We start from the raw sequence: 13,984 nt of genomic DNA, 5'->3' as shown, positions 1-13,984 counted from the left end.
TCAATTTTTTATCCAATTAATAATAACATTATCTGTTGGCAAAACCTGTGGTGAAATCACCTTCTCTAATTCGCCTTTTTCATTGATTAAATACTTTTGAAAATTCCACTCTACTTCTGAATCTTGCAATCCGTTTTTTGATTTTTGTGTCAAAAATTGATATACTTTATCCATATCGTTTCCTTTAACTGAAATTTTACTCATCATAGGAAAAGTGACACCGTAATTTTGTTGACAAAAAGCGCCTATTTCTTGATTTGTTCCAGGCTCCTGTTGACCAAAATTATTAGCCGGAAATCCAATGATTATAAAATTTTTGTCCTTATATTCTTTATAGATTTTTTCTAAATCTTTATATTGTGGAGTCAAACCGCATTTCGATGCAGTATTTACAATCATTATCTTTTTCCCTTTTAGAGTTGCAAAATCAAAGGTTTTGCCTGATAAATCCTCCACTTTAAATTGATAGATGTTTTGTTTTTCCATAACAGTAGTTTTAGTAACGGTTTTAGTTTGACTTTGTCCTTGGCACCCTACCAATAAAAAGACACTTATTGCAATTGTAATTATTTTTTTCATTGTAAATTTTTTATAAAAATAATTTAAATAGTCCAGTTAATGTGATGAGCAATTATTAAAGTTTTATTAATCTTTAATGAAAAACCCATTGATAAAATAACCAATGGGTTTAACAACAAAAAACAAACAAAACATCTTTAGAATCTAAACAATATTTTTGCCTTCATAAAAAAAGGCGTTCCAGGTGTAAAGTGAATTTCTTCAACACTTTGGGTTTCATTTTTCAATTGCGATTCAGTAGCAAACTGGGTTTCATTCCATTTAGTATTAAAAATATTTTCAACAGAAACACCAAAAGTCATATTCTTATACTCGTAATTAATATTGACATCAGAAACCATATACCCGTTTGCTACAATAGAATTATCTTCGTTGGCTGGACGACTTTTTAAATAACGGTATCGAAGTCCGCCAGAAAATCCATTTAATTTATTGATACTCAAACCTCCTGTAGAAGTAAAATCGGGTGCCAAAGGAATATAATCTTGACCCGATGGTGCATCGATACTTCGTGCATGTGTATAATTAATATCGGTATCAAAAAACAACCAATCTATCAATTGATAACGCAATCCCAAATCAAAGCCCATTCTTCTTGATTTACCGCTTGGCTCTACAATTCCAGCATCGCCAACATAAACAAACTCTTGCTCTAAATACAAATACCATAAGGCTGAGTTGATAACCAATTTTGGAAACGGTTTGAAAATTGTACCCAAATCGGTTCCGATGGCTGTTGGCAAAATCTTCTCACCTGTTTGCGCTACTACAACTCGAGTATCATTAGAGTGAAAACCAAGTCCCGATTTTAAATACAGTTGCAAATTGTTATTCGCCGAATAAATAAAATTAAGTTTTGGCGAAATCTTTACTTTATCTTCGCTTTGTGTTGTAAAGTCAGGTGCCAATTTATCCTGATAATTGAATTTGAAATAATCCAATCGGATGGCCGGATTTATCTTAAATTTTCCAAAAGTATATTCAGCATTTACATAGGAAAAGATATTGCTTTGATCGATATCGCCTAGTTTCAAGGTTTGCAACGTGGTAAATCTTCCCACTGTGTGCGATAATTCTGTATTTTTTGTAGCATCTGCTCTAAATCCAAAACCTATTTGGTATAAAGCTTTTGTATACTTTTTGTTTAATTCCGTATTCAAACCATAAATATCTCTGCTTTCTTTTTGACGTATTTGATCGCCATTGATTGGGTCTTCCAAAAAGAAAGTGAAATTAGAAAACAACTCAAAATTATAGTTGGAATAAAAAGCATTCGACTTTAAAAAAGCAGTTTCATTAATTGGTTTTATCAAAGCCACATTCACATTCGTTCTTGCTGTATTTCCGCCCTCTGTAGCATCAACAGCACCAAATCTAGATAGTAATCCATTATCAACCAAGCGTTGCGGAATTTGTCCGGAAGCATTCCACTTACTCGTAAAACGAGATGCAATTATTGATAGTTTACTATTGTCGGCCATGACACTCGTGTATTTTCCAAATAAATTGATTCTTGAAAAATCTTGTGGCGCATCAAAAGGACCATCCGTTAAAATATATTCGGTAGCCAAATAGGCATTTTGGTTTCTGTTTTTATCTAATAAATTGAAAACTCCAACGGTTCTCAAGGTATTAAACTGACCCGCTTCAACACTTACAGCACTTTTATCAACTCGTTCTTTTGTACTAAAATCAACATATCCTGCAGTAGTAAAATCTCCTTTGTTGGCATAATAGGTTCCTTTTCCAAAGTCAATCTTATCAACCGTTTCTGGAATGACAAAATGCAAATCGGCATAGCCTTGACCATGCGCATGCGATACCATGTTTACAGGCATTCCATCAACCGAAATTCCAATATCTGTTCCGTGATCGATGTCGAAACCTCTCAGAAAAATCTGCTCTGCTTTGCCTCCACCGGCATGTTGTCCAATAAATAATCCAGGGACTTTTCGCAAAATTTCTTGTGAAGAATTTACGGGCACGGTTTGCAAATCTATTTTTGAAATTACATTCATAGCATTCAATCGAGGTTGAATAACCACTTGATCCAATTTATAAATGTCGTTATCTAAAACAATTGTAAAATCATTGCTTTGGAAAATATAATCTGTTTTTTTAAAACCCAATGATGCTATTTTCAATACATCTCCTTTGTTGGTTTTATCAATACTAAAAGCACCAAATTCATTGGTATGCACATGGCTTTGCGAATTGGTATTGATTATATAGGCATTATCAATCGGATTACCAATAGAATCTTTAACCACTCCCTTTTGCATTTGACTTTGAGCAAAAGCAAAGAAAAGTAACGCAAGAAGTGTGTATAAATTTCTCATTACAAAGTGATTATTTTCTTCTCTAAATTTGGACCCAATTCAAAAGTGCTTTTTAATAATTCTTCTTTTATTGGAGCAATTTTAGTAGTCAGATTATTGGCTTTATAGATGGTTGCCAAATGGTAATTCAATTTAGGTTCGAAGGATTTTCCAACTACATATTTTTGCTCAATTTCTAATGCTTTTTTGGCATCACCTAAATTATAATAGGACCAAGCCAATAAATCATAGGAATCTGGAGTAGGTCGATGCTCAACTTCAATTTTAGCGATTTGTAATGCTTTTGTAGCGGTAATTTTATCATCTGCATAAATCAACGTATTGTATTTGTTATACATCGCACCATAATTAATGGTTTTTAGCATATTGAAATAAGCCGTTACATTTTCATTTTTTAATACTTCATTATTTTCAAATTCAGCAATTTGAGCTTTAAGCAAATAGAAATCAGGAGTGTGATGTCTTTTTGAAATGTTATCAATAATTCTAGTAGCTTCTTTGGTGTTTTTTTCATGCGAAAAAGCAATCCAAGCTATTCCTTTTAACGCATAACTATTATTAGGTTCTATTTCAAGCGTTTTTAAATAATATTCATAGGATTTTTGAATATTACCCTCGTGACCATTCAAATCTCCTAAGTTAGAAAACGTCCAAATTTTTAATGATTTATTGTCATTTATTATAGCTATATCTTTTGCTTTTTCCATAAAAGTTATCGCTGTTTTCAAATCGCCTAAATGGTCATTCCATTTTGAAACTCGAATCAGATAATCAAAGTCTGTTTTGTCATTTATGGCTGCTAAATTTTTCTCAGCTTCTGTATAATTGCCTAATTCCATATTGACATCAAAAAGTAATTTTTGTGTTTCTTTCATTCCTTCGCCTATAGCTAAGGCTTTGTTTGCTAATATCAATGCTTCTCTAAAACGATGCTGTGAAATGTAATTTCTTCCCAGGGAACGAATTGGTGCAACGGTTTCATAGTGGTATTCTTTATTCACTTGCAATAATAAAGTTTCCGCTTTATACAAGTATTTTACATCCCCAGTGTTTTCAAAAAGTTTAGAATAATTAGAAGCCAAAAGACTTAAATAACTCGTTTGATTGGGTGCTTTATCGTATTTCTTTTGCCAAAAATTGATTTCGTTTTGAGCAAAATCTCTTGATTTGTTGTCTTTAATTTCTAAATATTTATTGTAATCTTTTTGAGCTGTAACTGTATTCGATTTGGAAGTACAACTTATAATTAAAAAAGCTGTAAATACTAAAATGGCTATTGTTCTCATGTTGTTTTGTTTTTGTTGTTTTATTATAAATCAGAGCGTATTATAAATACGCTCTGATAAAATTGTTTTACCAAGCAGAAGCTAAGTAAGGAAATGAGGTCAAAAAGGTTTTGTCATTTGCATTAACATGATCCGAAGTTAAACCTGGATTTGCTGTTGCATCTGGTCCTCCAAAAATCAATATTAATTCTACATCAATTACATCATCAGCCAAAGCTCTTCCTGTTAAAACTTGTGTCCCATTGTAGAAAGAAGTTGGTCCTGATTTTGCTACACCTAAAACATCCGTAGCCAAAACTCCTGTAAAAGCTGCTGCACTCAATCCAAGTAAGTTAGTAGTATAACCAGGGTTTAAAGCCATTAATCTAGACTGAAAAACACCTTGATAAGCTGCACCCATTGCTGAAGGAATTGTAGTATTGAAAGCATCTTTTGGCGCTCCTGAACCAATAAATACGGTATTTATTGCTGGACGTGCCATTTGATCTTGTAGTACGTAACTACCTGAAAAATCTAGTGTAGGTGTCACACTATTATTATCATCATCATTATTACAGCTAATTAGAAATGTAGCACTGAACAATAATGACATTGCTACTATTTTATATTTATTTGTTTTCATTTTCTTTCTATTAATTTAAAATTTAATTATATTTTTTTCTTAGTTTCAGCCCAAACACTAATAGTTGCAGACGTTCCTAACATTGATTTTGGAACTTCAATAACAGTAGCTAAAACATTTGTTCCAGCAAAAGTGTCTGTTCCTGGATTGTTAAATCCAGTTGCAGTTCCTCCTAAAATCGATTTAAATTGTCCTAAATCAAAAAAGAAAGGATCGTCTCTTGGTCCAGCGAAAAATTTCATTCCATTTTCTGTAGCTGTAATCGGCGTACTTCCATAAGCTGAAATTGCAACACTTCCTGATGCTGCTGTAGTTTTTACAGTACTTGTAGCGCCAGTAGTTCCAGGAGCAGTTGGTCCAAAGAAATACATTTTATCGCCACGTTTTATCGCTTGTATTACTAAATCTTCCACATTATCTCCATTGTTATCAATGTTGAGTTCTGTCATCACATTCTCATTGAATGTCGCAGCAGCAGTAGCTCCTGGAGACAATAAACCTTGTGTATTTACTACAAATACCATATTATTAGTGTCTTGCCCTTGAAAAGCATACACATCTGTAATGTCTGAAGCATTACCTGTTACAGCTGGAGCATCTGCGTGATCCGCTGCCATAAAAATTAGACCTGAAATCGCAACCAGCGACAGACCTAATACCATTTTTGTTTTTTTCATTTTTAATTTATTTTAATTATTATGTATGGATATACGAAGTGAAATTGTTTTTGGTTTTTTTTAAAATGATTTATTTTATCATTTTAAAAAATTAGAGCCTAAATAGTATAGGCTCTAATGGAATTAATTTACCAAGCAGATGCTAAGTAAGGAAATGAAGCTGTAAACGATTTGTCATTGCTATTAACGTGATCTGAAGTTAATCCTGGATTTGATGCCCCAGTTGGTCCACCAAAAATCAATAGTAATTCTACATCAATAACATCATCTGCAGCATTCCTTCCAGTTAGTACATTAGTACCATCAAAAAAAGTTGTTGGAGCTACTTTGCTAACATTCAAAACATCTGTAGATAATAAACCCGTTAATTGCGCAGCAGTTTGTCCTAAAGCATTGGTAGTATATCCAGAATTTAAAGCCAATAATCGGGACTGAAAAATACCTTGATATGAAGCTCCCATTTCAGATGGAATTGAAGCATTAAAAGCATCTTTTGGAGCTCCAGAACCAATAAATACAGTATTTATTGCTGGTCGAGCCATTTGATCTTGTTGTACAAAAGTACCGCTGAATTTTTTTCCTTTACGAGCAGCTTGATCAGTATTAGATTCACTAGTACTATCAGTGTTATCACAACTTACAAAAAGGGATGAAGCTCCGATAAAAGCGATTGCAATTATTTTAAAATTTAATGTTTTCATTTTATATATTTTTTAAAGTATTAATTTATTGTCTTTTACCTGTTACTGCCCAAATATTAATAGTTGACGAATTTCCTAACATTGATTTTGGCAATTCAATTATTGTTGATAAAACATTGGTTCTTGCAAAAGTGTCAGTTCCAGGATTATTAAAACTTGTGGCTTCTCCTGCAAGGATGTGTTTGAATTGTCCTAAATCAAAAAAGAAAGGATCGTCTCTTGGTCCAGCAAAAAATTTCATGCCATGCTCTGATTCAATAATTGGAGCACTACCATAAGGAGTGATTTTAACTTTACCTGATTCCTCTTTACTATTAATTGTAGAATTAACACCCGTGCTATTTGGCGCATAAGGACCAAAGAAATGCATCTCTTTTCCATCTCTAATCGCTTGAATTACTAAATCCTCTACATTGTCACCATCAGTGTCAATGTTAATCTCTTGTAGTACATTTTCATTAAATGTTGCCAAAGCAGTTGCTCCAGGTGTTAACAAACCTTGTGTATTTACTACAAATACCATGTTGTTGGTGTCTTGCCCTTGAAAAGCATACACATCTGTAATGTCATTGGCATTACCTGTTACAGCGGGAGCATCTGCGTGATCCGCTGCCATAAAAATTAGACCTGAAATCGCAACCAGCGACAGACCTAAAACCATTCTTGTTTTTTTCATGTTTAAAAATATTAAGTTGTTAAAAAATGATATACGAGAATGAAATGATTGTGGATTTTAAAAAAAAAGAATTATTTTATAAATAACTGTATTTCAAGTATTTATAAAATAATTTATTTGATAATTAATTTTGTTTAAAAAAAAAGATATATTTATTAAACCAAACCTAGAATTCTTACGTATGTGTTCCTATAACGACAAAAAACAAAAACAATGAGTCAAGAAGAATTAATTCCGTTAATCCTTAATAAGGATGAGCGTGCCTTTACTGTCATGTATGATATGTATTCGAAGAGTTTGTTTTCGGTTATCTCTAATCTTATAAAAGAAACAGAAGATGCTGAAGATGCCTTACAAGAAGTATTTGTGAAAATTTGGAAAAGCATCGACAGCTATTCAGAAAACAAAGGAAGATTTTACACCTGGATTTTGAATATTGCCAGAAACACAGCCATTGATAAACTTCGATCTAAAGGATATTCAAACACTAAGAAAAACCTATCCGCTGATAATTTCGTACATCTATTGGACGACAGCAACAAACTCATCAATAGGATTGATATTATTGGAATTAGAGAATTTGTAACCAAGTTAAAACCAAAGTGTATCCAAATCATTGAATTATTATTTTTTCAAGGATATACCCAACAAGAAGCTTCGGATGAACTTGAGATTCCGCTTGGCACTGTTAAAACGCAAAATAGAAATTGTATAAATGATTTAAGAACGTATTTAAAAGTATAATGGATACAAAAGAGATAATCAATTCAGGTGATTTAGAACTCTACGTTTATGGTTTATTAAACGAAGAAGAAAGTAGGCAAATAGCAGTTTTGTCTCAATCAGATAAGACAATAAAAGATGAAATACTAGCAATTGAAAAAAGTATATTATCGTTATCGAGTAGTTTTTCTCCAGTACTTTCTTCAGATGTATATGAGAAAATCAAGTATAAATTAAATTTGAAACATCGTAAAGTGATTCAAATGAAGTCAAAAACAAGTACATACCAATATCTGGGCTGGGCAGCTTCTGTTGTTTTATTGGTTGGAATTGGCTATATGTATACCAATCAAACTGCTATAGAGAGCAAAATAACTACTATTGAAAATGAAAAAATAAAACTAAACGATGCTGTAGTTGCTGCTGAAAATCAGAGCAAAAATGCTAAAGAGGCTTTGACTGTTATTCGGGACACAAAAAACACAGTTATTACTCTAGGTGGACAAGCCGTTGCTCCAAAAGCTTTTGCTAAAATTTATTGGAATAAAGAAACCGAAGTCGTTTATGTTGATGCCTCAGGTTTACCAGAACCACCAGAAGGAAAAGTATATCAAATTTGGTCTCTAAAATTATTGCCTCAATTGACACCAACGAGTATTGGTTTGTTGGATAAATTTGGCGACAATACCACAAAAATGTTTGCTGTAAATTCAACTGGAGATGCCGAAGCTTTTGGGATTACACTAGAGCCATCTGGAGGAAGCAAATCGCCTACTATGGAACAATTGTATACTTTAGGAAAAGTGTAAATGAATTGTTTAAATGTAAAGAAAATTTATAATGCCTTTTAATAATACCCTTTTTAAAATCTTTGTCAAAGTATAAATCTTTGACAAAGATTAATCTATGTACGCTATACTTTATCTATCACTAAGGGTTCGCTTCCCATAATTTTTTTACCGCTTCCCAAACCTTCATTCGTAATTCATTCCGACGAAAAATACTATTGTTTGCTGTATATTTTTCAAGTGTCTTTTGTAATAACTGAAGTTCATTTGCCACAGCGGGAAAATCATGACACATGTTTTCCACTTTTTTTTCTTCTTCAATTGTAAGTACTCCAAGGCAATAATCTTGAAGTATTCCACTAGTGATATAGTTACCTATATTCATTTGCTTATTTTATTTTTAATATTTTTCTATTTAGCTGTAGCTTAAAATTGGATTTCTACGGTCTAATACTATTGTTGATAAAGTATTTTTAACAAACTAAGTCCTTTTCTTGCTCTGGTTTTTATGGTTCCCAATGGCAATTTTAAAATATCGGCGGTTTGCTCTTGTGTCCAGCCATAGAAGTAAATCAAATCAATCACTTCGGTATATTTTGAGTCAAGTTCTAATGCTTTGCTTTTAAAGTCAGAAAATTCTATGGGGCAACTGCTTGAAACTGTATTTCCAATACTAGCTTTACAATGAGCAAATAAATCAATTTCTACTTGAAGCTGTTGCTTTCGATAATTAGCTGAACGAAGATAATCTAAAGCTTGGTTTCTTGCTATGTTCAACATCCATGTATATAAAGCTCCTTTAGAGCTATCATAACTATCAATGTGTTTCCATATTTTTACAAAAGTATCTTGCAATAAATCATCAGCTACATCTGTTCGCTTTACAAGTTTTAAAATCACCACATATAGTGCTTTACAATACTTATTATATAAAGTATGAAAGCCTCTTTCACTTTTAGATTGAACCAACTTTACTAATGAATCAATATCATTATGTGGGTTAACAAATTTAGTATTGCTAGTAATGAATACTGGTATAACTTGCCTTTTGGAATAAGTAGTTGTTGCTATCATAATGCTACTATTTTGCTTGTTTTAGTTACTTTGTTTTATAAAGTAAAACTAGCTTTAGCTATTCGCACAGGAAATAGTGATAATCATCATTTTTTTAAGAGCAATTTTATTTCTAAAGGATAAAATCCACTACATTAGCATTTTATAAAAGCATTTCAGTTTTAAATTAGATAGGCTGTAATATACTATTGGAGAACAAGGAAAAAAACATACTAAAAAGATATGCAGGAAAATAGTTTGAGAAAGATGCAGGATGCAGATTTCCTGTATAAAAAGATTGTTGCCATGTCATCTTCTTTTTTTATAGACGATACCATTGGAGAAGTAGAACGATTTAGAGAGGAAGCAAATCTGCTTCTTAACGGAATAAGAGGCACCGATGCAGTGATTGGGATATTTGACCACCTCAATTATACTCCAGTTCTAGAAGTGGGAGAAAAAGAATTTTGGGGCGAACTTCCCGAAGTACCCCAAGCGGAGAGAATGATTCAGATTATGAGTTTGCTTGAAAAAGAGTATTTGACTTTTTTTACCGATTCCGTAAAGTGGTTCACTGGAGTGCTAGAGGACATTCCTTTTGAACATCGAATGAATATACAAATATTTCACTGTGGCATTAGATACAAGCTGTTGGATGGCAAACCAATCTGCCTTTTTTCTAAGGGTTCTCCCATTCATTACGATGAAAATAGGAAATTTAATTACACTTTTAATTATGTTCAAAACATCAATCACCTTCTTAAAAAGAATTTTAGGGAGTATTGGATACGAATTTCACATGGAGAAAACAGTGAATATGTTCACACCTTTCATTCCCAAGATAAACTGTATTCCAATAAAGACTTATTGTCTGTAAGGGAAAAAGAGATTTTAAAACTAATCGCTGATGATTTGGATACCAAAGAAATAGCCGAGAAATTATATATCAGCATTAATACCGTTGGTAATCATCGTGGTAACATGATTGACAAATTAGGGGTTAGAGATTCAACGGCATTGGTACAAATGGCAAAAATGGCGGGGATGATTTAAATCGCAAATGCTGTATTTCTCCTTAAACCAAATAAAAAAGGTTCAACTTTATGGTTGAACCTTTTTTTATATCGTATAAACTTGCATTATTTCTTCAAATGCTTCTTATAACTCAAATACGAAAAGAAACCTAAAACGGCAACACAAGCTACTGAATAATATACAAAACTTGGTGTTACCACTTTGTCTCCACTAGCATAGGAATGCATTCCGGTAAGGTAAAAATTCACCCCGAAATAGGTCATCATAATTGAGTAGAAAGCAACGATACTCATTAAATTATAAATCCATTTTCCGCGTAAAGCAGGAACAAAACGGGCATGAATCACGAATGCGTAAATCATAATACTAATTAAGGCCCAAGTCTCTTTAGGGTCCCATCCCCAATAACGTCCCCAACTTTCGTTTGCCCATTGTCCGCCAAGAAAATTTCCAATGGTAAGCATGACCAAACCAATGGTTAGAGCCATTTCATTGATATACGTAATTTCTTGAATGTTCAAATCCATTTTGGCTTTGTTCTTACTGTTGGTAAATAACATTAAAATTAAAGCTACTACCCCTAAAACCATAGCCAGAGTAAACGGACCGTAACTGGCCACAATTACGGCTACGTGAATCATTAACCAATAGGAATTTAAAACCGGTTGCAAGTTCGCAATCGAAGGATCCATCCAATTCCAATGCGCAATCATTAAAATCATTGAAGCCACAAAAGTTCCTGAGGCAACCGTTAATTTTGATTTGATATCAAAAGCCAAAGTAAAAAACATGGTAGCCCAAGCCACATAAATCATACTTTCATAGGCATCACTCCAAGGGGCATGACCCGAAATATACCAACGTACTATTAATCCTGTAGTATGCAAAAGAAACAAGAACCCAATAAGAATGTGAAATCCATTAATGACCATTCGAATGGCTTTCTTTTCGAAGAAAATATTGATGATGGTAAACAATAGCATCAACACGCCAGTTAACATATACAAATAATAGAGTTTCTTAAAAATATCGTATTTGTTGTACATGATTTCAGAAGAAATTTTATCGTCGTTAGGACGAACGGCACTACCAAACTTTTTCTGATAATTCTCCATGCTTTGCAAAAAGAAATTCGCATTTACATAATCCTTTTTAATCTCAGCACTATCTAAAGCACTCATGTATAAAGGAAGTATGTTTTTAGTAAAAGTAGAATCAATACCGTGAATGTTGGCTTGATTCAATTCTAAATACGAAATCCATTTGTTATTGGCATCATTAGGAATAGGAAAAATTCTCAAAATGCTGCCGCTCAAAGCCGAATTTAATAGATTTACTTTACGATCGGTTTCTATAAAATCTTTCTGAAATTGATCGGGAATTGATGCTTTATAGGCTTCTTCAATATAAGGAGTCAATTTATAATTGCCTTTATCATCAAAGAATTTAATAAAAGGAGCATATTTTTCTTTTGCATCCAATCCTATAATTTTACGAATACTATCATTTCCGTTTTTGATGTAAATTAAAGGAACTTCAAACCAAACTCTAGGAAATTGAACCATCGACAAAAATACTTGATCAGAATTCATGTCTTTATAGGTATCGCTTTTACTCACTTTTCGCAACAATTCAGACGAGAACGTGTTCACGGGTTTCATTCTACCGCCTTCATCCTGCACAATCAATCTACCAAATTTTGCCGCATGTTCTTCGGTAACTTTGTATTTATTTAATAGTGAATCAATTTGATTTTGTGTTGTTTTATGACTCGCATGATTTTGTGAAAAGGCATTACAACTCAAAAAAAGAATAGCAATAGTGATTAATTTTGCTTTCTTATTTTTCACAATTTCTAATTTGCGTTTAATATCTGCAAAGCGAGAATGTTTGGTAAACAATATCGCCATCATGGCAAAAAACAACATGAAGTACCCAATATAAGTGATTAGTGTTCCCCAAAAATCGTGGTTTACGGATAGTACCGTTCCTTTTTCATCTGGGTCAAACGAAGATTGAAAAAAGCGATACCCACCATAATCTAAAATATGATTCATATAAATGCGAGCATTCGTTTTTTTGCTGTTGTCTAAGACCGTTACTTGACTTTCGAAAGCGGCATAACTTTTTTCGGTTCCAGGATATTTTGTTGCAATAAAATCATTCAGCTGAATTTTGAATGGCAAAGTATAGGCTTTACTTCCGTAGGATAACGTAAAATCTAATTTGCCAATTGTAACCACTTGAGGCTCTCCTATTTTACCTTTAGACCCTAATAACGTTACTTCCTTAGTTGTTCCTTGAGAGCTAATGGTTACCGTTAATGCATCGTCGTGTTTTTTAGCTTTAAAATCGTTATTCGAAACATAGGTTTTAAACCCTTTTTTGGCGGGTTCCGGAAAAACAAATTGTGAACCTCCCACATTGTATAAAGAACGCATCATTAACGGTTGGGTCTCATCTTTTATGACTTTGCCCTGCATTTTGTCAGCCATTCGCATAAACTGTCCATCAAATGGGGTTTGAATGGTATAAAAATCTCCAGTGGTGTTGATATTAACAGCACCTTTAGTAAATTTATTTAAAGCAAATAAAATGTTATGAATGTTTTGAACTTCCCCTTCTTTTAAATAATGCTCGTGACGGGTTCCATCGCCAGATTCGACTAATTTTAAATAAACTGTTCCGTTTTTATCTTCAGCAATCGATTCTGTGGCGCCCATTATAAAATTTTTATAGGACACTTCAAAAGGAATATCGGCAAAGTCTTCAGTATAGGAGAACGCATTGTTTGTAACCGGAGAAAGCAACAAAGGATTTTCGAAAATGCGTCGCTTCATTTCGCCTTTATACTCACCATCTACAAAATAAGTAAGGAACGTTTTATCTGAATAAATTTGATTTTCGGCAGCACCTTCACGAATGGGCATCATGCCTTCGTAACTGATATACCGAGTAATGCCAGCACCTATTAGTATAAAAATAAAAGACAAGTGCAATAAAAGAGTCGCCCATTTTTCTTTTTTATAGAGTTGGTACCGTTTTATATTTCCTAAAAAATTGATTAGAAAAAACAAATGAATGGCTTCAAACCATTTGGTATTGTAAATTAGAATTCGAGCCGTATCCGTATTGTATTCGCTTTCTATAAAGGTTCCTATTCCCATTGCCACTGCATAAGAAAGGAATAAAAAAGCCATTAAACGAGTTGAGAATAAAAAGGAAAGTATCTTTTTTTCCATCAGTTTGGAATTAGTAAATTAAAAAGTTAGACAAAAGTAGGCAAAAATGTTTAGTTTTAAATTGGAATACAACGTCATTTAAGTGTTATTTAAGATTTGTTGATAATTGAAAAAGGCGACAAACGGATTTATGTATTTTAGGTTGCTTTATTTAAAAAATATATGTATTTACCAATTGAATTGAAACAGAAAACGCAACTGTTAAATTATAAATCTACTTTTCAAATTAGAAAGTAATGGTGTTCAGTACCCTTTTTTTGGGT

Annotated in this window: 13 protein-coding genes; 3 read left to right on the top strand and 10 right to left on the bottom strand. The window is 32.8% G+C overall.

What is annotated here, in order from left to right; translation table 11 throughout:
- From F6464_RS01885 to F6464_RS01855, 7 genes are all read right to left on the bottom strand, one after another.
- Positions 1 to 579, bottom strand: coding sequence for a glutathione peroxidase (locus tag F6464_RS01885; protein ID WP_151106053.1), 579 nt, complete (start codon positions 577 to 579; stop codon positions 1 to 3).
- A 137-nt stretch (positions 580 to 716) separates the two neighbouring features.
- Complete coding sequence (locus F6464_RS01880; protein WP_151106052.1) at positions 717 to 2,918, bottom strand: TonB-dependent receptor; 2,202 nt, start codon at positions 2,916 to 2,918, stop codon at positions 717 to 719.
- Positions 2,918 to 4,204: a tetratricopeptide repeat protein gene (locus F6464_RS01875; protein ID WP_151106051.1), complete on the bottom strand. Its 1,287-nt coding sequence runs from the start codon at positions 4,202 to 4,204 to the stop codon at positions 2,918 to 2,920. Before F6464_RS01875 ends, F6464_RS01880 begins: the two co-directional genes overlap by 1 nt.
- A gap of 67 nt (positions 4,205 to 4,271) precedes the next feature.
- A complete protein-coding gene (locus tag F6464_RS01870; protein ID WP_151106050.1) occupies positions 4,272 to 4,826 on the bottom strand; it encodes a DUF4331 family protein in 555 nt (184 codons plus the stop codon).
- A gap of 26 nt (positions 4,827 to 4,852) precedes the next feature.
- Positions 4,853 to 5,503: a DUF4331 family protein gene (locus tag F6464_RS01865; RefSeq protein ID WP_151106049.1), complete on the bottom strand. Its 651-nt coding sequence runs from the start codon at positions 5,501 to 5,503 to the stop codon at positions 4,853 to 4,855.
- Positions 5,504 to 5,631: 128 nt separating this feature from the next.
- On the bottom strand, positions 5,632 to 6,204 hold the full coding sequence (locus F6464_RS01860; RefSeq protein ID WP_151106048.1) for a DUF4331 family protein: 573 nt from the start codon (positions 6,202 to 6,204) through the stop codon (positions 5,632 to 5,634).
- Positions 6,205 to 6,229: 25 nt separating this feature from the next.
- Complete coding sequence (locus F6464_RS01855) at positions 6,230 to 6,880, bottom strand: DUF4331 family protein (RefSeq protein ID WP_151106047.1); 651 nt, start codon at positions 6,878 to 6,880, stop codon at positions 6,230 to 6,232.
- A 213-nt stretch (positions 6,881 to 7,093) separates the two neighbouring features.
- Between F6464_RS01855 and F6464_RS01850 the strand changes: the two genes are divergently transcribed.
- Together F6464_RS01850 and F6464_RS01845 are read left to right on the top strand one after the other, a co-directional pair.
- On the top strand, positions 7,094 to 7,624 hold the full coding sequence (locus tag F6464_RS01850) for an RNA polymerase sigma factor (protein WP_151106046.1): 531 nt from the start codon (positions 7,094 to 7,096) through the stop codon (positions 7,622 to 7,624).
- A complete protein-coding gene (locus tag F6464_RS01845; protein WP_151106045.1) occupies positions 7,624 to 8,412 on the top strand; it encodes an anti-sigma factor in 789 nt (262 codons plus the stop codon). Before F6464_RS01850 ends, F6464_RS01845 begins: the two co-directional genes overlap by 1 nt.
- Positions 8,413 to 8,533: 121 nt before the next feature.
- Here the strand turns inward: F6464_RS01845 and F6464_RS01840 are convergent, their stop codons facing one another.
- Together F6464_RS01840 and F6464_RS01835 are read right to left on the bottom strand one after the other, a co-directional pair.
- Positions 8,534 to 8,776: a hypothetical protein gene (locus F6464_RS01840; RefSeq protein WP_151106044.1), complete on the bottom strand. Its 243-nt coding sequence runs from the start codon at positions 8,774 to 8,776 to the stop codon at positions 8,534 to 8,536.
- A gap of 68 nt (positions 8,777 to 8,844) precedes the next feature.
- Positions 8,845 to 9,465 (bottom strand): RNA polymerase sigma factor, encoded by a 621-nt coding sequence (locus tag F6464_RS01835; RefSeq protein ID WP_151106043.1) that lies wholly within the window; start codon positions 9,463 to 9,465, stop codon positions 8,845 to 8,847.
- Positions 9,466 to 9,687: 222 nt separating this feature from the next.
- Here F6464_RS01835 and F6464_RS01830 point away from each other — a divergent pair, with 222 nt between their 5' ends.
- Positions 9,688 to 10,497, top strand: coding sequence for a response regulator transcription factor (locus tag F6464_RS01830; RefSeq protein WP_151106042.1), 810 nt, complete (start codon positions 9,688 to 9,690; stop codon positions 10,495 to 10,497).
- Positions 10,498 to 10,583: 86 nt separating this feature from the next.
- Here the strand turns inward: F6464_RS01830 and ccsA are convergent, their stop codons facing one another.
- Positions 10,584 to 13,721 (bottom strand): cytochrome c biogenesis protein CcsA, encoded by a 3,138-nt coding sequence (gene ccsA, locus F6464_RS01825; protein ID WP_151106041.1) that lies wholly within the window; start codon positions 13,719 to 13,721, stop codon positions 10,584 to 10,586.
- Between the last annotated feature and the right edge of the window lie 263 nt (positions 13,722 to 13,984).

The organism is Flavobacterium luteum, assembly GCF_008806775.1.
In the GTDB taxonomy this organism is placed as follows: domain Bacteria; phylum Bacteroidota; class Bacteroidia; order Flavobacteriales; family Flavobacteriaceae; genus Flavobacterium; species Flavobacterium luteum.
This window is presented reverse-complemented; position numbering and strand designations above follow the sequence as displayed.